Source organism: Nocardia sp. JW2 (assembly GCF_051843015.1).
Taxonomy (GTDB): Bacteria; Actinomycetota; Actinomycetes; order Mycobacteriales; family Mycobacteriaceae; genus Nocardia; species Nocardia coubleae.
On sequence record NZ_JBPXLK010000003.1, the window covers coordinates 375,652 to 399,874 of the forward strand.

18 protein-coding genes and 1 tRNA gene are annotated in these 24,223 nt (G+C 68.3%); 8 read left to right on the forward strand and 11 right to left on the reverse strand.

Features of this window, described 5'->3' with window-relative positions:
- The first annotated feature begins 58 nt into the window (after positions 1-58).
- Both ACSVDM_RS07115 and ACSVDM_RS07120 read left to right on the forward strand, forming a co-directional pair.
- Entirely contained in the window at positions 59-1,030 is a 972-nt protein-coding gene (locus ACSVDM_RS07115; protein WP_439263760.1) for a pirin family protein, read from the forward strand.
- A gap of 117 nt (positions 1,031-1,147) precedes the next feature.
- Complete coding sequence (locus tag ACSVDM_RS07120) at positions 1,148-1,447, forward strand: excalibur calcium-binding domain-containing protein (protein ID WP_067486070.1); 300 nt, start codon at positions 1,148-1,150, stop codon at positions 1,445-1,447.
- Between the two features lie 229 nt (positions 1,448-1,676).
- Here ACSVDM_RS07120 and ACSVDM_RS07125 read toward each other — a convergent pair whose 3' ends face one another.
- A complete protein-coding gene (locus ACSVDM_RS07125; RefSeq protein ID WP_084458565.1) occupies positions 1,677-1,910 on the reverse strand; it encodes a DUF3618 domain-containing protein in 234 nt (77 codons plus the stop codon).
- Positions 1,911-1,982: 72 nt separating this feature from the next.
- Between ACSVDM_RS07125 and bcp the strand changes: the two genes are divergently transcribed.
- Positions 1,983-2,456, forward strand: coding sequence for a thioredoxin-dependent thiol peroxidase (bcp, locus tag ACSVDM_RS07130; RefSeq protein ID WP_439263680.1), 474 nt, complete (start codon positions 1,983-1,985; stop codon positions 2,454-2,456).
- Here the strand turns inward: bcp and ACSVDM_RS07135 are convergent, their stop codons facing one another.
- Entirely contained in the window at positions 2,457-3,188 is a 732-nt protein-coding gene (locus tag ACSVDM_RS07135; protein ID WP_439263681.1) for a TetR/AcrR family transcriptional regulator, read from the reverse strand.
- Between the two features lie 119 nt (positions 3,189-3,307).
- Between ACSVDM_RS07135 and ACSVDM_RS07140 the strand changes: the two genes are divergently transcribed.
- Both ACSVDM_RS07140 and ACSVDM_RS07145 read left to right on the forward strand, forming a co-directional pair.
- Positions 3,308-4,249, forward strand: a complete 942-nt coding sequence (locus ACSVDM_RS07140; protein WP_439263682.1) for an ATP-binding cassette domain-containing protein — start codon at positions 3,308-3,310, stop codon at positions 4,247-4,249.
- Positions 4,246-5,010: an ABC transporter permease gene (locus tag ACSVDM_RS07145; RefSeq protein ID WP_225280950.1), complete on the forward strand. Its 765-nt coding sequence runs from the start codon at positions 4,246-4,248 to the stop codon at positions 5,008-5,010. The genes ACSVDM_RS07140 and ACSVDM_RS07145 overlap by 4 nt, the downstream gene beginning before the upstream one ends.
- A 49-nt stretch (positions 5,011-5,059) precedes the next feature.
- Here the strand turns inward: ACSVDM_RS07145 and ACSVDM_RS07150 are convergent, their stop codons facing one another.
- Positions 5,060-6,265, reverse strand: coding sequence for a hypothetical protein (locus ACSVDM_RS07150; protein ID WP_439263683.1), 1,206 nt, complete (start codon positions 6,263-6,265; stop codon positions 5,060-5,062).
- 283 nt (positions 6,266-6,548) lie between these two features.
- On the opposite strand from ACSVDM_RS07150, the gene ACSVDM_RS07155 reads away from it, so the two are divergent.
- Positions 6,549-7,181, forward strand: coding sequence for a TetR/AcrR family transcriptional regulator (locus ACSVDM_RS07155; RefSeq protein ID WP_084457458.1), 633 nt, complete (start codon positions 6,549-6,551; stop codon positions 7,179-7,181).
- A gap of 30 nt (positions 7,182-7,211) precedes the next feature.
- On the opposite strand, the gene acpS is transcribed toward ACSVDM_RS07155, so the two are convergent.
- Entirely contained in the window at positions 7,212-7,649 is a 438-nt protein-coding gene (gene acpS / locus ACSVDM_RS07160) for a holo-ACP synthase AcpS (protein ID WP_067486057.1), read from the reverse strand.
- An 11-nt stretch (positions 7,650-7,660) separates the two neighbouring features.
- The gene (locus ACSVDM_RS07165; protein WP_439263684.1) at positions 7,661-16,990 is read right to left on the reverse strand and encodes a fatty acid synthase subunit beta domain-containing protein; all 9,330 of its coding nucleotides are present in this window, start codon (positions 16,988-16,990) and stop codon (positions 7,661-7,663) included.
- Positions 16,991-17,362: 372 nt separating this feature from the next.
- Between ACSVDM_RS07165 and ACSVDM_RS07170 the strand changes: the two genes are divergently transcribed.
- Positions 17,363-17,444, forward strand: a tRNA-Leu gene (locus tag ACSVDM_RS07170).
- Positions 17,445-17,503: 59 nt separating this feature from the next.
- Here ACSVDM_RS07170 and ACSVDM_RS07175 read toward each other — a convergent pair.
- From ACSVDM_RS07175 to ACSVDM_RS07185, 3 genes are all read right to left on the reverse strand, one after another.
- Complete coding sequence (locus tag ACSVDM_RS07175) at positions 17,504-18,523, reverse strand: hypothetical protein (protein WP_439263685.1); 1,020 nt, start codon at positions 18,521-18,523, stop codon at positions 17,504-17,506.
- Positions 18,524-18,750: 227 nt separating this feature from the next.
- The gene (locus ACSVDM_RS07180; protein WP_439263686.1) at positions 18,751-19,335 is read right to left on the reverse strand and encodes a hypothetical protein; all 585 of its coding nucleotides are present in this window, start codon (positions 19,333-19,335) and stop codon (positions 18,751-18,753) included.
- A 385-nt stretch (positions 19,336-19,720) separates the two neighbouring features.
- Positions 19,721-20,230, reverse strand: coding sequence for a DUF1990 family protein (locus ACSVDM_RS07185; RefSeq protein ID WP_439263687.1), 510 nt, complete (start codon positions 20,228-20,230; stop codon positions 19,721-19,723).
- Positions 20,231-20,317: 87 nt separating this feature from the next.
- Here ACSVDM_RS07185 and ACSVDM_RS07190 point away from each other — a divergent pair, with 87 nt between their 5' ends.
- Entirely contained in the window at positions 20,318-21,022 is a 705-nt protein-coding gene (locus ACSVDM_RS07190) for a helix-turn-helix domain-containing protein (protein WP_439263688.1), read from the forward strand.
- Here the strand turns inward: ACSVDM_RS07190 and ACSVDM_RS07195 are convergent.
- From ACSVDM_RS07195 to ACSVDM_RS07205, 3 genes are all read right to left on the reverse strand, one after another.
- On the reverse strand, positions 21,004-21,579 hold the full coding sequence (locus ACSVDM_RS07195; RefSeq protein WP_439263689.1) for a dihydrofolate reductase family protein: 576 nt from the start codon (positions 21,577-21,579) through the stop codon (positions 21,004-21,006). The genes ACSVDM_RS07190 and ACSVDM_RS07195 overlap by 19 nt on opposite strands.
- A 170-nt stretch (positions 21,580-21,749) precedes the next feature.
- Positions 21,750-22,373, reverse strand: a complete 624-nt coding sequence (locus tag ACSVDM_RS07200) for a hypothetical protein (protein ID WP_439263690.1) — start codon at positions 22,371-22,373, stop codon at positions 21,750-21,752.
- Between the two features lie 406 nt (positions 22,374-22,779).
- Positions 22,780-24,219 carry a hypothetical protein gene (locus tag ACSVDM_RS07205; protein ID WP_439263691.1) on the reverse strand — a complete coding sequence of 480 codons (1,440 nt, stop codon included), beginning with the start codon at positions 24,217-24,219 and terminating at the stop codon, positions 22,780-22,782.
- Between the last annotated feature and the right edge of the window lie 4 nt (positions 24,220-24,223).

Here is a 24,223-nt window from a genome sequence, read left to right on the forward strand (position 1 = left end):
TAGAACCACATTGGTTGACATGGAAACCAAACAGGTTCCACTCCAGGAGGCGCTTCCCATGCCCGCGATCACCGTCGACGACATCATGGTGCTGCCCCGGCTCCCCCGCCCGGACGTCACCGAAACCCAGCGGCCGGTACGTCAGATCGTCACCGCCCACCGTCAGCGCGAGGGGGCGGGCTTCGAGGTGACGCGCCCGTTCCCCAGCGTCGACCTGCGCGCGGCCGACCCCTTCATCCTGCTCGACCAGATGGGCCCGGTGGCCTATGAGCCCTACGAGGCCAAGGGCGCGCCGTGGCATCCGCATCGCGGCTTCGAAACCGTCACCTACATGCTCGACGGCACCATGGTCCACCACGACTCCCAGGGTGGCGGCGGCGTGATCGGCGAGGGTGACACCCAGTGGATGACAGCGGGCTCGGGCATGCTGCACGACGAACTGCCCGAGGAGAAACTGGTGATCTCGGGCGGCCGGTTCCACGGCATCCAGCTGTGGGTGAACCTGCCACGCGCCCAGAAGTTCGCCACCCCGCGCTACCAGGACCTGCGCGGCAGCGAGCTCACCCTGGTCAGCTCGCACGACGGCGGCGCCCTGGTTCGGCTCATCGCGGGCGAGGTCGGCGGCTTCGCCGGGCCGGGTTCCACCTACACCCCGATCGCCTACGCACACGCCTCGATCAGCCCCGGCGCGCAGCTGGAAACACCGTGGCCGCAGGACTTCACGGCCATGGCCTACGTGCTGTCGGGCAGCGGCACGGCGGGCACCGACCGTCGGCCGATCCACACCGGACAGCTGGTGATGTTCGGCAAGGGCGAGGCCATCACGCTCACCGCCGACACCACACAGGAATACGGCGACCTCGAAGTGCTGCTGCTCGGCGGAAAACCGTTGCGCGAACCCGTGATCCAGTACGGACCGTTCGTCATGAACACCCGCGCCGAGATCATCGAGGCACTCGAGGACTTCCAGGCCGGACGGATGGGCACCGTGCCCGCCGAGCACCTCACCGGGCGCAGGCTCGGCGAGTAACAGCCGAGGCACACGCGGTGCGGTTGACAAGCGGGGGCCCCGTCATGAAGGTTGACTTCGCCGCCCGAGGCGTGTGTCCGGGCCAACATCCGAACCGCAGCAGACATAGAGGAATTCATGAACGTTCGTCGGCTCACTGTCAGCCTCGCCGCCGTAGGCCTCGGCCTGCTCGTCGCCCCCGCCGCTCAGGCGAATCCGTTGGTGACGGGCTCCGCGGGCACCGGCTCGTCCAGCTTCGACTCCCTGCTCGGCGCCACCGGCTCGGCCAACCTGGTCCAGTCCGGTTCGGCCGGCGGTGCGTTCCGCAGCTGCGACGAGGCGATGGCCGCCGGTCGCGCCCCGCTGTTCCGCGGCGAGGCGGGCTACTCCCCCCACCTCGACCCCGACGGTGACGGCCTGGCCTGCCCCACGCAGTAATTTGGAGCGCTGGCGCGCTCGAGTTGGCGGCCCCTGAGGTCCCGACGATCAGGCACCGTTGCTTGCTCCTTCGTCGCCTACGCAACGGCGCCTGATCGTCGGGACGGCCGCCAACCGCCGCTTCGCGGCGGCCCCTCCCTAAGGGTCGGGGAGTTGTGGGTGCGTTTTAATGCAGAACACCCGATGTGGCTTGGGCCGCATCGGGTGTTTCTGTGTTTCGGGCCGTTTGTCAGCGGCGGAAGAGTTTGACCAGGACCAGGCCCGCTACGAGGGCACCCGCGCCGATCAGCGTGTATTTGACCTTGGGCTCGTTGAACTTGGCGACCACGATCGCCTTCGTGTCGTCGGCGATCCGCTGCGGATCGGCGCGCACCGCCAGTTCGTCGAGCGTGGTCGCCAACCGGGCGCGCGCGATCTCGATCTCGCGTTCGATCCGGTCGGTGTCGTCCTTGGCCACCGTCACCTCCAGGTATGTGTCTGTGCTCGCCCGAGTCTATCCATGCCGTCAGCGGACCCGGTCGGTTACCGTGCGGTGGTGACCGACAACCATCGCCTCTCCCCCGGAGACACCGCTCCCGATTTCACGCTGCCCGACGCCGACGGCAAGGACGTGTCACTGTCGGACTACCGTGGCCGCAAGGTGATCGTCTACTTCTACCCGGCCGCCTCGACCCCCGGCTGCACCAAGCAGGCCTGCGATTTCCGCGACAACCTCGCCGAACTGAACGAGGCCGGGATCACCGTCCTCGGCATCTCCCCGGACAAGCCGGCCAAACTGGCCAAGTTCCGCGACGCCGAGGGCCTCACCTTCCCGCTGCTGTCCGACCCGGAACGCACCGTGCTGCAGCAGTGGGGCGCGTTCGGCGAGAAGAAGATGTACGGCAAGACCGTCACCGGCGTGATCCGCTCGACCTTCCTCGTCGACGAACAGGGTGCGATCGAGGTGGCCCAGTACAACGTGCGCGCCACCGGCCACGTGGCGAAACTGCGCCGCGACCTGTCGGTGTAGCTACTCGGCGAAGGTGCGGATGAACACCTCGAAACCGTCGAGCATCCGCGCCAGACCGAATTCGAAATCCGCTCTGGCCCAATCGAAATGGACGTCGCTCTCGCCGTCGAACGCCGCACCCGACATGGCGGCCGTGACCGCGGGGAACCGCTGCGGGTCGAGTACCCGCGCCATCACCGACGCGAAATCGGCACCTTCGACGGTCTGCAGATCACGCAGCATGCGGCATTTGCCGATGACGTAGACCGACACGTTCATCACCAGCTCGAGCTTCGCCGGCTCCGGCACGCCGGTCCCGGCGAGCGCGCCCAGCGCCACCTCGAGCCAGGCCATATTGTTCGGGCCCATCGGCGGGCGGGCCAGCGGGATGTCGATCCACCACGGATGCCTGCCGATCCGGTCGAACTCGGCGAAAGCCCATTGCTCGAGACCTGCGCGCCAGGAGGTTCCGGCGGGGATATCCGGTGGCGCGCCGACCACGCGGTCCATCAGCAGGTCGAGCAAGGTGTCCTTGCTGTCGACGTAGCGGTACAGCGACATGGCGGTGAAGCCGAGCTGCTTGGCCACCCTGCTCATCGACAGCGCGGCGACGCCTTCCGCGTCGGCGACCTCGATCGCGGCATCGATGATCTGGTCGATGGTGAGCGCCCGCTTCGGTCCGCGACCGGCCGGCTGGGCCAGCCCCCACATCAGTTCCACCGCTCTGGGTAACGCCGCTTCGCCGGTCGTCATCGACTCGTCCGCCTCCTTCGCTCTGCCACGACTCTAACCGGCGGCCCTCTTGTGCCGAACAACTGTTTAGCCTATAAACAATATAGGCCATAAACAGTGGCATCGATCGGAGAAAATCCATGGCACCCGAACCACCCGCACTCTCGGTGCGGCAGCTACACAAGTCATTCGGCACCCACGTCGTCCTCGCCGACCTCGACCTCGAGGTCCGCGCGGGCACCGTCTTCGCCCTGCTCGGCCCCAACGGCGCGGGCAAGACCACCCTGGTCCGCATCCTCGCCACCCTTACCCGCCCGGATCGCGGCGAACTGCGCGTCCTCGGCCACGACCCGGTCACCGAGGCCGACGACGTGCGCGCGCTGATCGGCGTCACCGGCCAGTTCGCGGCCGTCGACGGTGTGCTCACCGGCCACGAGAACCTGCGCCTCACCGGCAAGCTGCTGCATCTGGACAAGCCTGAAATCGCCCGCCGCAGTGCCGCATTGCTCGACCGGTTCGATCTCGTCGACGCCGCGGCCAAACCGGTCGACACCTACTCGGGCGGCATGCGGCGCCGACTCGACCTGGCCATGAGCCTGATGGGCCGCCCCCGGCTGGTCTTCCTCGACGAGCCGACCACCGGCCTCGACCCACGCAGCCGCCGTGATCTGTGGACCGCCATCCGCGAACTCGCCGCCGAGGGCACCACCGTCTTCCTCACCACGCAATACCTGGAGGAGGCCGACCAACTCGCCGATCGCATCGCCGTCCTCGACGGCGGGCGCATCGTCGCCGACGGCACCCCGGAGGAACTCAAGCGGCTCGTCCCCGGCGGCCACCTCCGGTTCCGGTTCGCCGATCACCTCCTGCTCACCGCGGCGGCGAAGGCGGTGCCGAGCGCACAGGTCGACGCCGAACAACTGAGCATGCAGGTGTCCTCGACAGGCAGCGCGGTGGAGATCAAACTGCTGCTCGACCGGTTCGCCGAACTCGGCATCGCCATCGAACAGCTCACCGTGCACACCCCCGACCTCGACGATGTGTTCTTCGCGTTGACCGGCCGGACGGCGGTGGCGGCATGAGCGCCCTGACCACCGTGCAGGATTCGGTCACCATGCTCGACCGCAATATCCGTCACACCCTGCGCAGCCCGGACACCATGATCATGACCATCGCCCTGCCGGTGATGATCCTGCTGATGTTCGTCTACGTCTTCGGCGGCGCGATGCGGGTCGACGGCGCCTACATCGACTACGTGGTGCCCGGAATCATCCTGCTGTGTGCGGGTTTCGGCGCCTCGACCACGGCGGTTGCGCTGTCGACGGATCTGGCCGAGGGCATCGTCGACCGGTTCCGGGCGATGGCGATCGCCCGCTCGGCGGTCCTCACCGGGCATGTCGTGGAGAGCGTGTTGCGCAATCTGGTCACCTCGGCCGTCGTGATCGGCGTGGCCGTGGTGCTCGGCTTCCGGCCGACGACAGATCCGGTGCGCTGGCTCGGCGTGGCAGGCGTGCTGGCGATGTTCGTGTTCGCGTTGTCGTGGTTGTCGGCGGCACTGGGAATGGTGGCCCGTAATCCGGAGGCGGCCAACGGATTCACGTTCTTCTTCATGTTCCTGCCGTATGTGAGCAGCGCGTTCGTGCCGACCTCGACCATGCCGACCTGGCTGCACACGTTCGCCGAGAACCAGCCGGTGACGCCGGTGATCGAGACGATGCGCGGGCTGCTGATGGGCACGCCCATCGGCGACAGCGGGCTGCTCGCGGTGCTGTGGTGCGGCGGCATCGCGGTGGCCGGGTATCTGGCCGCGCGGTGGATGTTCCAGCGCCGCACCAGTTCCTGAGCGGAAACGACACGGGCCGCGCGATCATCTCGCGCGGCCCGTGTGCGGCTCAGTCGGCCGACTGCGACATCCCGCCCGGCGGCGTCATCGCCTGGGCGGGTTGCATGCTGAGCGGGATGCCGGTGCCCGGCACGGTCTGCACGGCGACCGGGATCTCCGGGACGACCGGCTGGACCGGTTCCAGCGGAAGCGGCTCGTCCTCGGCCGCGTCGCCGTAGAGCTGAGTCGGGTAGTCCAGCGGGAATACCCCGGGATTCACCAGTTGCGGGTTCGGTGACACCTTCTCGTAGGGCCAGATGTCGGTGGGCGGTGTCGGGTCGACCGCGAGGCCGCTGCCACCTCCGAGCCCACCGGCGGATCCGGTGTCGGCGGCTTCCTGGACAGCGGGTGCCGGATGTGCGGGGGCCGCACCGGGTTCCGAGGACGCTGCGGTGTTGTCGACCGCAGGCGTGCCACCGTCCATCAGCGCGTAGGAACCACCGACCACGAGCCCACCCGCCAGCACACTCGCCGCCGCGGCGGCCACCGCCGCGCCGCGACGGGATCGCGCGGGCCCGGTGATCGGCACCACCTTCGTGTCACCGAGCGCGACCAGTGCGGCACCGGCGGCGGGCGCGTAGCCGGCCAGCCGGCACGGCAGCACCGGCACCCCGAAGCCCGCTGCGGCTTCGCGCACGGCGGGCGCGTCGGCCGACGAGCCGATGAGCACCACCGCGCCCGGGCGCACCGACGCCGCATCCAGCTGGTCGCCTGCCGCCGCCACCCCGGCACGCAGCGCCTCGGGTGTGGACGGACCGGTGTGTGAGCACGCGGCGAGCACGCGGTGCCTGCCCGGATCGAGCAGGGTCATCGCCTGGTAACCCGGCACCGCCTCGTAGACGAGCAGGGTGTCGAATTCGTCGAGCCAGGTCATCACGCCGCCGACGAACAGGTGCGCCGACTTGGCCGACACCAGCGAGGCCGTGCTCCACGACGTGGACGCCAGATGGGTGACGATGGCGCGGCGATCGGCGGCGTCGCGGTATCCGACAGCCGCACCGGCGATCTCGTAGTCGTCGCCGAGTTCGGAGGCGAGGGCGTCGAGCGCCACACGCACCGCTTCGGCCGTCTCCGGTCTGCTGTCACCGGCGGTACGGACGGTGCGCCGCAGCACCATCCGGTCGGTGAGGGTACTGCCCGTCTCGGCGAGCGCGACCGCGTGCACGGCTCCACGCTCGGTGCTCACGCCGAGGGTTACCACTGATCCTGCTGCCACCAGTCTTGCCTTCCCCTGTAGCGAAACGATGCCCCTGTGCGACGCGGTGCGGTACCAACCGCGAATCAGCGTGCGGATGCACGCACGCTCATCTGATGATTCGTCACCGGTCACGGGGCGGATGGGTGGGAATCACACCGGTTCCTGACACGCTTCGGGTATGCGGATGTCGTATAGGTCCCTCTAGCGCTAGCCTGGATGGGTGGAAGTACATGCGCAGGCCCGGTCCAAGCAGCACCGCCCGGACCCCGCGCTGGAATTGCAGGACGATCCACAGGAATTGATGCCGCGCAAGCGGCCCACCCAGGAGCGCAGCAAGCGCAAGTTCGACGCATTGCTGCAGGCCTCACGAGAACTGCTGGTCGAGGTGGGTTTCGAATCGTTCACCTGTGAAGAGGTCGCCCAGCGCGCCGAGGTGCCGATCGGCACGCTCTATCAGTTCTTCGCCAACAAGTACGTGATCGTCTGTGAGCTGAATCGGCAAGACCTCGTCGCGGTTTCGCGCGAGCTCGCCGATTTCCACGGCGAGGTGCCGTCGCTGGACTGGTTGCGGCACATGAACCAGTTCGTCGATCACCTGGCGAATCTGTGGACCACCGACCCGTCGCGGCGCGAGGTGTGGCTGGCGATGCAGTCCACCCCGTCCACCCGGGCGACGGGAGCGTTGCACGAGAAGGAGTTCGCCGAGGTCGTGTCGCAGATGCTGCGACCGCTCACCCCGCGCACGCCGCGCGCCCGGCGCACGATGATGGCCGAGGTGCTGGTGCACGTCGTCTATTCGATGCTCAACTTCTCGGTGCAGGACGAGCAGTCCAACGCCGACGCCGTCGCCGAACTCAAGCGGCTGATGGTGGCGTACCTGCTCGTCGCCGAAAAAGAGTCCAGGCACGCGAAAGGACCCGGGTCGGAGGAGTGACCTCGACCCGGGCCCGGAACGTCTGCGGCGCTAGGAGTTTCCTACCCGCCCCTCGATGAGGTCGGCGAGTTCGCCCGGATCCTCGAGGACGACCATGGCCGCCGCGGTGTCGCCGTCGTGGGTCAGCGACAGGTGCACGCGCACGCGCGGCAGGAACTCCGCGGCCAGGCCGTGCAGTTTGATACTCGGCCTGCCCCACGCGTCGTTGACCACTTCGATCAGCGGATACGGGTTGTCCCCGATCTGCGGGCTGCGCGCGAAACGCGACGACGCCCAGGCTTTGAGCACCGCCTCCTTCGCGGCCCAGCGGGCGGCGAAGCTGCGGGCCGGGTCGGTCTGTTTGCTCTGGCAGTAGCGGCGTTCACCGGCGGTGAACGTCTCCCTGAGCATGGCCGACCCGGGCCGCTGCAGCTGTTCGGCGAACTCGGAAATGGTGACCAGGTCCAAGCCGATACCGAGAATCGTCACGAAGCGGCAGCCTACGACGCTTCGCTGGGTTGCGGGGCGGAACCGAGCAGCCCGGTCTCGCAACCGATTCCGTTGGCCCGGTACAGCCCCTGGTCGAGGCGGGCCGTCGGCGAGAGCAGCATGTCGGCCTCGAGCTGCCGCACCTGCTTGGCCGGGGTGCCGTCGGCGCCGAGGCGACGATCGGCCGGCTTCTCGTACAGTGCCGCGCCGCCGCACATTGCCTCGGCGAAACGCTGCCTGCCCGCCAGCTGACGCGCCTGCGCCCGCTCCTGGTACTCCGCGCGCGCACCCGGTTCGATCGCGGCGAGGAACGCCTGCTGATGCACCACCGCGAGCAGACCCGACACGTGCCCGAAGCCGAGCGAGGTCACCAGACCGGCCTTGAGCGCGAACTTCTCGCCGAAGCGCAGCGGTTCGCGGGCCCACACCAGGTGCGGGTAGGCCTGCATCTTCTCGTCGACGCAGTCCAGGCTCCGGTTCGGCGGCACCACACCGTTTTCCAGCACCTGGCACAGGCCGATGAGCTGGAAGGCCGCCGCGCCGCCCTTGGCGTGGCCGGTGAGGCTCTTCTGCGACACCACGAACAGCGGTGCGCCCTCGCTGCGGCCCAGTGCGCCCGCGAGCCGCTCGTGCAGCTCGGACTCGTTGGGATCGTTGGCCGCGGTGGAGGTGTCGTGCTTGGAGATCACCGCGATGTCGTCCGGGGTGACACCGAGCTTGCGCAACTCGGCGGCCAGCCGCGAGCCGCTGCCGCCACGCCCCGCACCCAGCGCACCGAGACCCGGTGCCGGGATGGAGGTGTGCACACCGTCGGCGAAGGACTGCGCGAAGGCGAGTACGCCCAGCACCGGCAGACCCATCTCCACGGCCACGTCACCGCGGGCCAGCAGCACGGTGCCGCCACCCTGGGATTCCACGAAGCCGCCGCGACGGCGGTCGTTGGCGCGGGAGAAGTACCGGTCGCTGATGCCCTTGGCGCGCATGGCCGCCGAGTCGGCGGTGGCCGACATGTCACCGAAGCCGACGATGCCCTCGATACCGAGATCGTCGTAACCACCGGCGACCACGACCTCGGCCTTGCCGAGCCGGATCTTGTCGACGCCTTCCTCCACCGACACCGCCGCCGTGGCGCACGCCGCGACCGGGTGCACCATGGCGCCGTAGCTGCCGACGTAGGACTGCACCACGTGTGCCAGTGCGACGTTGGGCAGCGCCTCCTGCAGGATGTCGTTCGGGCGCGGCTCGCCGAGCAGGTTGTCGACGTAGAGCGAGCGCATCGAGGACATGCCGCCCATGCCGGTGCCCTGGGTGTTGGCCACCAGGCTCGGGTGCACCCAGCTCATCAGCTCGTCGGGGCTGAAGCCCGCCGAGACGAACGCGTCGACGGTGCAGACGATGTTCCACAGCGCCACCCGGTCGATCGAGGCCGCCATGTCGGCGGAGATGCCCCAGATGGTCGGGTCCCAGCCGGTGGGGATCTGACCGCCGACCACGCGCGACAGCTTCGCCTTGCGCGGCACCCGGATCTCGGTGCCCGCCTTGCGAGTCACGGTCCAGTCGCCGGAATCGGCGACCGGCGTGATCACCGTGTGCTCGGGATCGGCGGTGTGGAACGCGCGGGCCTCGGCCTCGCTCGCCACCGTGAACGACAGGTCCTGGTCGAGGAACACCGAGGTGAGCAGCGGCGCGGCATTGTCGAGCATGGCGCCGTCGTCTTCGTAGCGGCGCACACCGCAGCGTTCGACGACGGTGTCGTGGTAGCGCTCGGCCACCTCTTCCTCGGGCACGAAATCACCGGATTCGGTGTCGTACCAGCCCGGCTTGGGCTCGTTCTCCCAGCGGATCAGGCCGGTGGTCCAGGCCAGCTCGAGCACGCCGGCGGCCGACAGCTCGTCCTCGACCTCCATCTCGAAACGAGTGCGCGCGGAGCCGTACGGGCCGAGCTCGCCCGCGCCGACGATGACGACCATCTCGCTGAGATCGGCGGTCACCTCGCCCCATTCGGGCACCGGCAGCGCCGAGCTCATGGTCGGCGGTGCGGGCAGCGCGGCGATGGTCGCGGCGGTGGCCGCTTCCTCCTCGGCCGCTGCGGCCGCTTCCTGTGCCTGCTTGGCCAGCGCGGGCAGGTCGAGCTTGGCGCGGGCCAGGCCGCCGGTGAGGTCGATCTGCTGCGGGCCGGTGACCGTCACCTGACGGGCACGCGAGGTGCACCACTTCAGCAGTTCGTCGGCCATCTCGGCGGTCGACCAGGTGTGCACGCCCGCCGCCTCGACGGCCTCGACCATCGGGTCGTTGTGCCCCATCAGCCCGGTGCCCCGCACCCAGCCGATCAGCGCGTGCACCAGAGTCACCCGTGCTGCCCACGACTTCTCGGCCCGCCACTTGGCGACCACCGCGTCGAGCGCGGCCTTGGACTCGCCGTAGGCACCGTCACCACCGAAGAGGCCACGGTTGGGCGAACCCGGAAGCACCACATGCAGTTTCGCGTCGACGTCGTGGTCGGCGCCGAGGGCGGACAGGCCGCCGATCAGCCGCTCCACCGACCACAGCAGCACCCGCATCTCCATCTCGGCGCGCGCACCGGCGTCGGCGAGATCGCCCGCGACGCGCGGCGCCGCGAACGGCAGCAGCAGCGTCGGGGTCATGGCGTCCTTGACCTTGATCTTGGCGCCACCGGCGTTGTCGACCTGCTCGGATCCGACCCACTCGATGAGCGCGTCCAGGTCCTGGTAGGAGGCCATGTTCGCGGGCACCACCCACAGCGCCGCGCCGTGGCGGGCGTTGTCGCGGTACAGCGAACGGTAGAACCGCAGCCGTTCGTCGTTCAGGCTCGAGGTGGTCACCACCACGGTCGCACCGCCGGCGAGCAGCTTGCCGGTGACGGCGGCGGCGATGGAACCCTTGCTGGCACCGGTGATCACGGCGACATCGTCGGACCACAGCCCCGGTTCGCTGGTGTCGAGGGCGACCTGCGCGATCTGCGCGTACACCCCGGCCAGCACCGAACGGGCCTCGTGCATGGCCCGCTGACGCCACCAGTTCGCCTGTGCGGCAACCGCTTCCCCGGCACCGTAGTAACCGTCGATCGACAGTTGGGCGGTCTCGGCGTCGTTGCCGAGCCACATCTTGGCGAGGTCCTCGCGGGCGGTGGCCCAGCGGTCGTCGATGAGGACGGCCTTGCGGGCGTCGAACGCGGGAGCCACCAGACGCGGCCAGTCCGAACCCAGTTCGGCCGACACGAGGTCCACGAGGGTGTCGGGGGTGGCTTCGGGCGCGCTCACCTGCTCGCTGAGGCCGAGCTGCTCGAGCACCACCCGGGCCGCCGTGGCGAGCACGCCGTCGCGACCGGTGATCTGCTCGGTGAACTCACCGAGCGCGGCCGCGTCGACGGTACCGCCGGACGCGCCACCGGCCGAGGGCAGCGAGACCGCGACCCCACGCCGGGCGGCGACGGCCTGCACCGCCGCGTCGATGGCGGCATCGACGGAGGCGGCGTCGGTGAGAGCGCCACCGACGAGTCCGCCGAGGTCCCCGCCGCGCACGCTGGCACCCTCGCGGGTGCCGAGCGAGACCTCGGCGGTGACGTGGCTGGCCCAGCCGTCACCCAGTTCCCAGACCTTCTTGACCCGGTCCGCGATGGCGGCGGGCCGCTTGCCCGACGGCCCGAAGACCTTGCGCAGGTGGTCACCGATGGCGTCGGTGAGCACGGTGCCGAACGGCTTGTAGGTGCGGGCCAGGCGTTCGACGGTGGCCGCGAGCGCGCCCATGTCGGCGTCGGCGGCACCGTCGATGGCACCGAGCGAGAGCTCCGCGCCGAGGTCGACCAGCAGCTGGTTGCGGCGCGAGGACACACCGTCGCAGAGGCCCTCGATGGTGTCGACCGGACCGATCTGATCCAGGCGCAGCTTGGTCCACAGCGCGATGAGCACGCGGGTGGCGTCGGCGGCGGTGAAGGCGATGTCGTCGGGGCGCGGTCCGCCGGTCGCCACCGGTGCGGCGGCCACGGGAGCGGCTGCGGCAGCGGGGGTTTCGGCGGCCGGGATCTCCTCGATGTCGTCCTCGACCGGCGCGGGATCGGTGTCGGTGGAGTAGACGACCGCGGCATCGCGCTCGACATTGACCACCTCGACGGTCGCCCCACCGAACGCGGGCAGCTTCAGCGTCTGGCTCGCCAGGTTCGCCACGGTCGGAGTGGCACCGAGACCGATCTCGACGAAACGCTCCACGCCGAGACCACCGTGGGCGGTGTCGGTGAACAGCAGGTCCTGGGTCTCGATCCAGCGGACCGGGCTGGCGAACTGCCAGGCCAGCAGCTCGATCAGCACCACGCGGCACAGTTCGGCATCACGCTCGGCCCAGCTGTCGAAGTCGGCGAGCACCGCTTGCAGCGGCTCCGACGGGACGAGTTCGGCGATCTCGGTGAGGAATTCACGGTCCAGCGAGAACGGCCGCGGCACGAGGTTCGGGATGTAGCGCCCGACCAGCACCTCCGGGTGCACCTCGGTGGGCAGCAGCTGTTCGAGCTTGTGCCGGAACTCCGGCACGCCGTCGCGCAGCACCGAGGAGTGGAACGGCACGTCGATACCGGGGACCAGGATGAACGCCCGCTTCCCACCGAACTCGGCGCGGCGACGGTCGATCTCGGTCTCCAGGGCCTCGAGCCCGGCGACGGTGCCCGCGATGGCGTACTGCGAGCCGCGCAGGTTCAGGTTCACGACCTCGAGGAACTCGCCGGTCGCTTCGCCGATGCCGGTGACGAAGTCGATGACCTCGTCGTCGGGCAGGCCGATCTGCGACGGGCGGATGGCGGCCATCCGGTAGTCGCTGCGGCCCTGCGCGTCACGCGGGACCAGCTCGTGCATGGCCGAACCACGCTGGAACACCACCTCGAGCACGGCTTCCAGCGGCAGCACACCGGCGACGGCGGCCAGCGCGTTGTACTCACCGACCGAGTGCCCGGCCAGCATGGCGCCTTCGACGAAGGCACCGGCCTCGCGCAGTTCGGCGACCTGGGCCACACCGAGGGTCGCCATGGCGACCTGGGTGAACTGGGTCAGGTGCAGCACGCCGTCGGGGTGGCGGTGTTCGACACCGCGCGCCTTGAGGTAGGTGGGGTTGTCGCGCACCACCGCCAGGATCGAGAAACCGAGTGCTTCGCGGGTGTGCGCGTCGGCACGCTCCCACACCTGCTTGGCCGCCTTCGAGCGGGTCAGTGCGTCCAGGCCCATCCCCTTGCGCTGGATGCCCTGCCCGGGGAAGGCGTACACGGTCTTCGGGGCGGCGGTGCGCCCGGTCGCGGTCATGACCAGGTCACCCTCGACGCGGCAGGAGACCTCGACGATCTCGGCGCCCGCGTCCACCGCGATCCGCTCCACCCGCACGTCCACGGTCGCGCCGGGGCGCACCATGCCGAGGAACCGGGTGGTCCATGCCGTGAGAGTGCGTGCGGGAACGGAGCTTTCGGGATCCACCGCCACCACGGCGTGCTGGGCGGCGGCCGAGAGCCACATACCGTGCACGATCGGGCTGCCCAGGCCGGCCAGCTTGGCGGCGGCCTCACTGGTGTGGATCGGGTTGTGGTCGCCCGAGACGGCGGCGAAGGCGTGCATGGCGCGCGGCGCGGCCATGCTCACATCGCGACGGCGGCGACGCGGGGTGTCGGTGGCCGCGCCGGACACGGACCCGGCGGCCCGCGGCGGGTCGGTGAGCTCACCGGCGCCGTTGCGGCCACGGATGGCGAACCGTTCGACCAATCGGGCCAGCGGAGTCGCGTCGAGGCCCTGATCGAGGATGACGCCGATGCTCACGGCCACCTCGACCACGCGGCCCATATCGGTGTCGACCACCTCGCCGCCGTCGGCGCGGACGACGAGAATCGCTGTCTCCGAGGGAAGTTCGGCGAGCAGTTCGATCTGGTGGTCCAGGTGGACCAGATCCAGCATGCCCTCGATCACCGAACCACCGGCGGGCGTGCGGGCCGCGCCGAGCACCGCGAAGACGGCGGGCCAGCAGGCGCCGACGAGCACGTCGGGTGCGGTCCGGCCGAGGGTGCTGAGCGTCTCGGGCAGTCCCGATCCGGTGACGCCCGCGTGGTCGGCGATGAGATCCGGCCGCCAGGCCAGGTTCAGGTGCGCCACCCCGGATTTCACCTCGGGCAGCGACGCACCGGCGGCCACGCCGAGCAGTGCGGACATGGCGGCTTCGGCATCGGCTTCGGTGATGACCGGCGCACCACCGGAGTACACGCTCGTCGGAACGGTGATCCGGATGCGCACCGCGTCCTTGCCGAGCAACGGAACAACCAGCTCGACGTAGCTGAATTCGGCTTCCGGGCCGGTCGTTTCGGTCAGGGTGGCACCGGTACCGGTGTGCACCGCGCTGCCCTGCTCGACCACCCACTCCGACACCGCGCCGAGGCGATGCACCGGGTTGACGGTGGTGCGCCCGGCCCACTGCACATCGGGGGCCGCCAGCACCGTGTCGATCGGCCCCGCGACCACACCGGCCACGCGACGCGCGTCGACCGGCGCCGGGGTGACACCCGAACGGACCAGGCTGAACGCGGCGTCCTGCTCGAAGCGGTCGAGCAGTTCGCCCACCGGCTCGTCGACCCGGGTGATGCCCGCGACGGCGACGGTGCCGGGGATCACGCACACCTGGTCGGCCGAGTAGCGCGGATCATGGGCCTGCCACAGCGAATCCGAGCGCCACCAGCGGCGCACATCGGCGTCGATGACGGGCACGAAGTTCACCGGCTTGCCCGGCGTCTTGCACAGCGACACGAAGAACGGCACGTCGGCTGGGTGCAGCACGGTCTCGGCAACGGCCGGGTACTGCTTCTTCAGCGCGCACAGTGCCTGCACGGGGTGTTCGAAGTCGGCGTCGTCAGCGAAGAGGGTCTCGATCTCGCCGCGGTCGGCCGGGTGCAGCCGGGCCTCGGTGCGGCGCATCATCTCCGCGAACCGGTCGCGCCAGCTGATGTCGAGCCAGTCCGAGCGGGTGGCGTCGCGAATGGCGTCACCGATATCGCTGCCGCAATCGAAGGAGATCGGGACATCGCTGGAAACGGCCAGGGAGACATAGCGTTCCAGCCACTGCTGGTAGGTCATGGTCGCCACGTCACCGAAGTACGGCTTGGCGGTGGCATCGAGCGCGGCGATGATCTCGTCGCGGCGCGCGGCCACGGCGTCGGCGTCACCGGCGACCTCGTCGAGCAGGCGGCCGGTGCGCGAGGCGGCGTTGTCGATCTCGTGGATGTCGGCGCCGAGCTGGCTGCGGCCCGAGGCCATGCCGCCGCTCGCGGTGCCCGCACCCACCCAGTCGGGGGTGCCGGGGGTGTCGACGAGGAGCTGCTTCACCTCGGGTGCGGTGGTCGCCTCGAGGGTGGCCATCGCCGCGGTGCCGACCAGCACGCCGTCGAGCGGCATCACCGGGTAGCCGTGGTTGGTGGCCCAGGTGCCCGTGAGGTAGTCGGTGGCGCGCTCGGGGGTGCCGATGCCGCCGCCGACGCAGACGACAACGTTGGCGCGGGCGCGCAGCTCGGCGTAGGTGGCCAGCAGCAGGTCGTCCAGGTCTTCCCAGGAGTGGTGCCCGCCCGCCTTCCCACCTTCGATGTGCATGATCACCGGGTAGTCCGGCACCTCGTCGGCGATCCGCAGCACGGCCCGGATCTGCGCGACGGTGCCCGGCTTGAAGGCCACGTGGCTGATACCGACCTCGGTGAGCTCGGCGATGAGCGCGACGGCTTCGTCGAGTTCGGGGATACCCGCGGTGACGATCACGCCGTCCAGCGGTGCACCGGCCGCACGCGCCTTCTGCACCAGCCGCTTGCCACCGAGCTGCAGCTTCCACAGGTACGGGTCGAGGAACAGCGAGTTGAACTGCACCGCGCGGCCCGGCTGCAGCAGCTGACGCAGCTCGGTCATCCGGTCGGCGAAGATCTGTTCGGTGACCTGTCCACCACCGGCCAGCTCCGCCCAGTGCCCCGCATTGGCCGCCGCCGCGACGATTTTCGCGTCGACCGTGGTCGGCGTCATGCCGGCGAGCAGGATCGGCGAACGGCCGGTGAGGCGGGTGAACGCGGTCTCCACGACGATGCGGCCGTTGGGCAGGCGCACCGGCTTGGGCGCGAACGCCGACCACGGCACCGACGGTTCGGGTGCCGCGCCCGGGGTGAGCAGGCTGCGCTGACCCGCGCGCGTGGCCGCCGCGACGACACCGACACCGGTGCCCTTGAGCGAACCACCGGTCAGGCGCGAGAGCAGGTCGCCGGGGCCGAGGTCGAGGATCCACTGGGTGCCCGCCTCGACGGCGGAGTCGACGATGGCGACCCAGTCGATCGGGTCGACCAGGATCTGCTGGGCGAGGGAGGCGGCGAGGTCTACGTCGAGCTCGCACTGACGGGCCCAGCCCGCGACCACGTCGACGGTCTCGGCCAGTGCCGGATGATGGAAGGCGACATCGACGGTCACGTCTTCGAAGACGGGCGAGAACACCGCGCCACCACGGATCTTCGCCTCGCGCTCACGGTTCTGTTCCTCGTGCAGTTGCGCGCAGCGCGCCCGCACCCGGTCGATCTGCGCGGGCGCACCCGACAGCACGACCCGCCTGCGGCCGTTGCGGATCGACACCACCGCGGCCTGCGCCGGGTCGACCCCTTCGCTCACCTCGGCGACGATCGCGCGCAACTGCTCCGGATCGACATTCGACACCGCGACCATCGGCGAGCGCTCCCCTACCGGCATCAGCCCGCGCCTGCGCGCGATCAGACCGGCGGCCGCACCGACGAGCTGGGCAATCGCCAGCAGCTCCGCGTCGCGGGCGCCACCGGCCCGCACGGCCTCGGCGGCGAACAGCCCTTGGGAGTGCCCGATGACGGCGACCGGCGCGTGCTCGGCCGGGTCGAGCCCCTGCAACCGCAGTGCGCGAATCGCCGCGAGCTGGGTGAGCAGCACGCCCGGCATCGAAACGGCCGCCGACCGCAGTACCGCGTCGGCCGGCGCCGAGGACGGCTCCTCCGGCTCGTCGAGTTCGCTCTCGAGTACCCAGCCCATGGGGTCGAACCCACCGGGACGAACCATCAGCAACTGGGTGGCAACCGGCTCGACCAGCGCCGCGGCCTCGCCCACCAGCGCCGTCAGCTCCGATTCCAGCGCGCTGTCGCGCCCGATCTCCTCGAGCTCACGCAACCACTGCGCGCCCTGCCCACCGAAGGCCAACGCGTACCCCGCGCCACCGCGCAACTGCTCGAGCAGCGACACCCGGACACCCGTTGCCCGGCCACGACCTTCGGCTTTCGCGGTCGACCCCGTGCCCATCTCGGTGCTCTCGTTGATCGTCAAGTCGCTCGACTTCCTTCTCCTGGCGCTCCGCCCACCGACGGCACGCACACGTATCCGGCAGCCCCTCGGGCCTGTTAGAAGCCACGATCGCACAAAATCATGAGGAAAGCCTCACGTTTGCCGCCCCCACGGCAGCTACCACCCAGTATTTCCGCACGCCCGTACCACTTTATTCTGAAACATGACCCCGCCTCATGTTTGAACGCGCAGGTGAGGCCCCACTGTCCGTTTGCAAAACATGAGTGCCCCTCATATTGACCTTTATCGAATCGTTATAACCCCAGGTCGTGTTACCCACCAGTACGCCACGCCGCCCCAACGCTTGGGAGAGCCCGATTCGCCCGGTAGAGTTTGGACGGTCGTACACATCCAGCGCGAGTGGCGAAATTGGCAGACGCGCCAGATTTAGGTTCTGGTGTCCACGGACGTAGGGGTTCAAGTCCCCTCTCGCGCACACATTCCTGGCCTTCGGGTCAGGTCGCGGCTGAGCGGACGGCTGGGCTCCGCGGGTGTCTAGAACCCGGCGCGTGCGAGAAACGTCTCGGCGTCCTGAACGGTGACCAAGTGGCTCACGTTCAACCACAGGCCGGTGCGGCGGTCGAGGTACTCCATGAGGTTTCCGAGACCGGGCGGCTCGGAGGGGGTCTGATCCTGGTTGAAGACCGCGAAACCGGTTGCGTCATCGCGGAAGGCGATGCCCTGGTAGCGCATCGTCTTGTAGTAGGAAGTGGCGTTCACGTTCGCGACCTGGAAGATGCCCGCCAACCCATCGTGGGCGGCCAATCCCGCGACCAGTGGGCTGTTCTTCGTCAAATGGCAGGTGCCTGCGCGGAGAACGTGACGTTGTCTGACCGGGCTCGGTTCGCAGTGTTCGATCCCCGCACGCAGGGTTGCGGGCATCCCAGCCATCAATGCCTCGATATGACGAGAGTAAGCCGCCGAGGAGGACGCGGCCGCCGCCTGCGACGGCGACGGCTCGGACGAGTCAGGCCGGTCGGCGAGGACCACGACCACGCCCACGACTACCGCGGTGGCTACACACAGCCCCGCGGCGACACCGGTGATCACCACCGCCCGCGTTACGTGCACCGTCCCTGCTCGCGTTGGTGCGGCAGCCTCGGTGCGTTGCGAGGGGACCTCGGGCGACGGCGTCGCCGATCCGGCCGGCGCGAAAGATGTTCGGCGAGGACCAGAGCGCCGGAACCTGATTTCGACGAGCACCCCCGTGAGCAGACTCGCCCCGATCACCGTCAGCCCGATGGTCAGCGTGGTACCGGCACTGTCTTTGTTCGCTTGTTGCCGCTCGATCTTCTCCTGATAGGTATAGGAGTCGACCGTGGAACCACGGCGAGTGATCTCGCACCGATCACCGACGGACATGATCTTCCCGTCGCAGGTCGGAACCGCGTCGGGATCCGAGGTCATTCCCCCGAGCCCGACCAAGGTCGCCGCACCGCCGACCAAGAACGCGATCGCCGCCACACCGAGCAACAACTTCACCGCACCAGAACGCGATCGCCCCACCCGTGTCATGCAATGGACCCTAAGCGCTTGGGGGAACAGCTCGCACGCTCGGAGCCTCACCGTCTCGGCATGCCCGTTGTCCGCGGCCCAGCCGGAAAGAGTGCCTCCCGGCGCAGTGGCGCTCGCAAGGTCGACACATCAGTATCCCCGTAGCAAAACCCCCGGTGCCACTGCGCTTTTCATCGCAGCGGCGCCGGGAGTCCCGAATCAGGGCAGTTGCGTGCCGACTTACCTTCTCAGGGCAGAACCTGCGGAACGACCTCCGGATTCACATGGCCCACAACGCCACCGATGATGGCACCGACGGCCGCGTGGGGAAGTACACCGAGGAGGAGGCAGATCGGGTAGCCCACGCCCAATATGATCGCGGACGGGATGCAGTTGACCAGCGTGGCCAGCGCACCGAGACCGGAACCAGCGAGGGCACCGTTGACCACCGGGTCGGAGTTCTCGGCCTTCGGATTGGTCGCGACCTCATGCAACTGGGTGTCGATCACGTCCGAAACCACGGGAGCAGTTGCCTCCGAAATGACGGGAGCGGCCACTTCCGAAACCAAGTCTTCGTTCGAAAGCTCGGCGGCCTGCGGAATCGAAGGCTCGGCATCCTGCGAAATCACTGCGCCCGCCGGGGCGGCGGATCCGAACGAAAACTCGGCGATCGGGGTCGCATAGCTGTCCCCCTGGACGGCCACCACGGTGGCCGGCTGAGCCTGCTGGTCAGCGAAGGCATCCGCCGACGCAACGCCGCTACCGGCGAAGGCGACCGCCATAGCCACAGGCAGTGCACCGAGGAGAATGTTGCGGGTTGAGCGCATGAACATTGACTACTCCCTCTCGACCTTTTGCCCCCCAAAGCCGGACCAATCGAATGTCGACCGGGCTATTAGTAATAGCCGAAAGGCATTAAATCAATCTTTGTGATCTATTTCACAGTTACGTCTGTTGACCAATCCATTCTGCAGTTCGGATTCGCGATCGATATGCGAATCACCTTTCGCGCACAGACTTGAGACACGCACGCTGCGTTCGGAATTCAGCATGAGTGCCCAGCTCACGGTCGGCCGCGCGGTGACCTCACCGGGATGAACGAGCCCATAGAGATGGCCGTCCGAAAGTCATCGATGATTCTCGGCGGCCAAGAAGGTTCGAACCGAGTTCGCGCCGAGTAAAAGCGCTGTCCGCCAGCTCGGTAAAGAACGAGTTAGGTCAGCGCAGCAGTGCACGCAAATAGCGGCGGCGATAGTGGTGCTGGGCGACGAGCAGGATCGGAAAGATCGTCCGCCAGAATCCGGTCGGCGCGGGTCGGGTGAGCGACCTCAGTGTGAATTCCACGGTCGCGTCAGGTCGTCGATGCACCACGAACGCCTCCTCACCACACACCGGATGCCCCGGCAGGGTGCCATAAGCGAACCCACACCTGTCCTCGGTATCGACCACCGCCACCACCCGTACGGGTTCATGGACCGACAGCGGCCCCCACCCCACGCTCACCCGATACTCCGCGCCGACAGCGACGGTGCCGTCCGGTACGACCCGAAACCCGCTGCGCCGCTTCACACCCCAGCACAACACCGCCTGCCTCGCCGCTTCCCACACCTGCTCACCGTCCCCGATCGCCACGCAGGTCTCGAACCGCCGGAACCCGTCGGGACCTTCGGCCCACATGCGCTCGGCGGGGCAGGTCGCGCCTGCGGGTGCGTAGGTCAGATCGTGCATGCCCAAGACGGTACTTTTCCCGACAACGGCGGCGGTCAGCTCCGGGGACGAGGACCAGATCGTCGCACGGCCGTTTAGCATCGACGTGTGGGTTTGGTGTTCGAGGGGCGCGGGTCCGATTCCCCGTGGATTTCCACGGTGTGGACCTGCCGCAGCGAGCACGTGGCGGAGATGACCTCCGTGGCGACCGAGACGTGGGGATTGGTCTTCTGGGACCAGGACGGTGTGCGCGGAGCCGCGGTGACAGGGCCGGAGAGCCGGGCGGGGACGGCGCCGGTACCCGAGGGGGCCAGTTTCCTCGGCGTCCAGTTCGCTGTCGGCACCTCGTTGCGTACCGTCGCGACATCGTCGCTGGTAGACGGCGGAATCATACTGCCGGACAGCACCGAGCGCGGCTTCTGGCTCGACGGAACGCGCTGGGAGACACCACATCCGGACGACGCGGAGGCGCTCGTCGAACGACTGATCGCGGCGGAGGTGGTCGGTCGCGACCCGCTGGTCGTCGAGGCACTGCGTGGTGCACGGCCCGCGGTCGGTGAGCGGACTCTCGAACGCCGGTTCCGCACCTCGACCGGCCTCACGCAGGGGGCGGTCCGCCAGATCGAACGCGTCCGCACCGCGGCGCTGCTGCTGAGTGCGGGTGAGACCGCGGCCGATGTCGTGGCCAAGCTCGACTACTACGACGAACCCCACCTCGCCCGCGCGCTGCGACGCTATGTCGGGCGCACAGCGCGGCAACTACGCGAAGGTGCGGGCGGGGCGCTCGCGCTCGGTCAGCGCACCACGTCATAGACGAGTTTGGCCACACCGTTGCGGTAGGTGTCCGAATCACGCAGCCGCAGTTGCTGTTTCGGCCGGTCCGAGTGACTGAAGAGGTTCTTGCCCGCGCCGAGTAGGACCGGGAAGACCAACAGGTTGTAGCGGTCGATCAGGTCGGCGTCGCCGAGACTCCGTGCCAGTTCGGCACTGCCGTGGACGAAGACGGCCCCACCGTCGGACTGCTTCAGCTTCTCCACGTCCGCGAGGGTACGCAGGATCGTGATCTCACCCCAGCCGTCGATCAGGTCGTCCTCGGACAGTGTCGAGGACACCACATACTTGGGCAGGTCCTTGTACGCGGCGTGGTCTTCGGAATCCCGCCAGATCGGCGCGAACGCCTCATAACTGCGACGCCCGAACATCAGCGCCGAGGTCTCCGCGAGCTCCTCCCCCTTCAGCGAATACGCCTCCGGCACGAACTCCGTCTGCATCACCCAACCGCCACTGCGATGCCCCTCAACGGTGCCACCGGGCGAATCGACCACCCCGTCGAGCGACATGAATCCCGTGTAAACCAGCTCGCGTGCCATGCGATTCCTCCTGAAGATCGTGCGTCGGACTGCACTCACCCTAGGTCGAGGCACCAACACCCGTCTTGGACGAAACCGACACCATCACCGCGCGGGCCAAGTCGACGCGGTGTCTGCCGGGCAGGGCGAACCCGGCCGGAAGCACTCTCCCGGCCGGCTCACCCAGCCGATCAAACCAATTCGGGTACGCGCAGATGCGCGAAGCCGAGCCGGAACTCCGCTACATCGAGGACCTCGGCACTCAGACTGCGCGAGGCCGCATCCCTCATCCGGTCCGTATGTGCGCGACTGCTGTCCAACTCCTCGACACTCGACCACACCGTGGAGCCGACCGCACGCCCGGTCTCCCGGTCGACGAACAAGCTGGCGCTGCGGAACCCCTCGAGCTCCTCGAACGCGGGCAGCAGTCTGGTCTTGAAGGTGTCGATCAGCAGGTCCATTTCGGCCGGATCCATCTGCAACCAGGTGCATCGGGTGCATGCGCGCGGGCCTGCCAGATGTTCGCGGTGCATGACGGCAACATCCCATTCGTCGATCTTCTCGAGTCGCCCACTCATCGCCTGCGCCAGACCGTCACGCAACGGCTGGGCACGCGACTGGCTCGACCGCAGCGCATCCGCCGAATCCCACGCGGTCGTGGCGATGCAACGTCCCGTCGCCCTGTTCACCATCAGCGACAGGCCGACCCATCCGTCGAACTCGGGCAACTGCGGCATCACCTTGTTACGCAGGTACGCGATCCCGCTGTCGATCGACGACGGCTGAGCCGCGATAGTGCTCGAACGTGCGTACACAGGCAACCTCCTGCTTCTCCGAAGAGTGGCGCCCCCGGTGGACACCACCGGACATACCCACTGTCCTCCGCGACGGCCGTCCGCACAATGCCGCACACCAACACCCCACCCGACCTCGAAATTTCGACGAAATAGTCGGGCAACAAGTATTGACAGCAGGGGAAATCGGAGCAGACTGGAGACATACCGGAGCACCGGAAAATGGCTACGCTGCAGACAGAGACGTCCGTCGACAGCGGTGAGTTGTTTTTCAGGATCCGGCTAAGCCCCCGGCAAGCCAGTCGAATTCCGGAGCTGTCAGCGACGACTGATAACCCACGGTTCGATGGAGACTACCGGGGACTGTTCTGTATGGGGGTATCTCTCTGGTGAGTACCACTGATCGATCGATCCGCCGCCCTCCACATCAGTCGAGGAAGTAGGCGAGAGCCTTCTCATCGGAATCCAGGATCTCGTCCGCTGCCACGCCGAGTTCTATCGCCAGCTGGATCGATCCGGTCAGCGCAACCTGGATGTCGGGCGAGAAGGCTCGTTCGAGCAACCCGAGATAGTCCGACATGCCCTGGTCCAGCTTCGCCAGTACCTCCCGGTACTCGGCGGCGAGCTGCTCGTCGAGGACGCGCTGCTCGTCGAGGTAGCGCTCGACCAGCGCCGCCTCACGCTTCGACAGCGACGACGCCACAGCCTTGTACATCACGGTGCCGACCGTGGTGCCGATGACAGCACCGAGAACAGGAATCGGGATGGTCGCCTGGCCGACGAACGACGACAGCGCGCGCACAGCGGCCTCCAACGCCACCAACTCGGCGTTCTCGATGAACTCCAGTTCGTCGATCTCGTTCCGGCGCAGCTTGTTCGCTTGCTCTGCGATACCGAAGGAAGCGGTGACGATCGAACTCGCGACAGCGGCGGAGGTAGCGGTGAAATTCGTGAGCGCGTAGATACTCAGTCCTCGGACACCGCCCTTGCCGAAGCCCCCGCCGGCTTCGCCTGCGATATCGGCCCAGTCCTGCCCACTGAAATCATTGAGCCGCTTACCTTCCCGGCGTCTGGCGACCACGGCCAGCACGAAGGCGGTCCCGCCCGCGAGCGTGGCGGCAGTCAGGCCCGCCGTCGCGCCTTCTCGCATGTTGGGCAGGCTCTGCTGGTAGGCAACGTCGCGCGCGGACTGATCTGTGGCGAGAAGCGATTCCTTCTCTGCCGCCATCGTCGAGGTGTAGGCATCGCGCTGTACGTCGCCGTATTCGAGCGTCGAGGGTTCGAGCGAATCGAGGCCGACCGATCTGCCCTGGAAGAACGATTGAACCCGCTGCCAGTCTCTGAACGACGGTCCGTCGCCACTGCGTGACAGCTCTCGGCTCGCCTCCTCGGGCGACAACGAATGCAGCCGCTGGACCACCTCGAAGAAGTCGCGGGGGATTTGATATTTCCCGCCGTTGCGCACGTAGTCGGGATACTTCTGAAGGTGTTCGGCGATCGCACCCAGTGCGAAGCGACCGCCTGCCGCGACGAATTTCTGCTGAATCTCCACGGTGCCGCGCATCAGGTCAACGGGTCCGTTGTCGTTCACCCACCGATAAATGGGCTCCTGGCCCATGATCTGCTGCCGCGCGTTGCCGATGCCGACCTCCGCGACCTCGGCGATGAAGCCGTGCATGCCGTGTAGGCCACCCCGATTGGCGGCGACCACCTCGAGGTCGACTTTCCTGATGGCCTCATCGATGCTGGTGAGCGCGTCCCGAAGGTGTACGTCCTGCCGGCTCAGCGCTCCGAGAAAGTTGTCGATGCGGAGCTGATTGAGATAGCTCACCCAGGAAGCGACCGCCTGCTCCTGGACACTCGTCACGAGC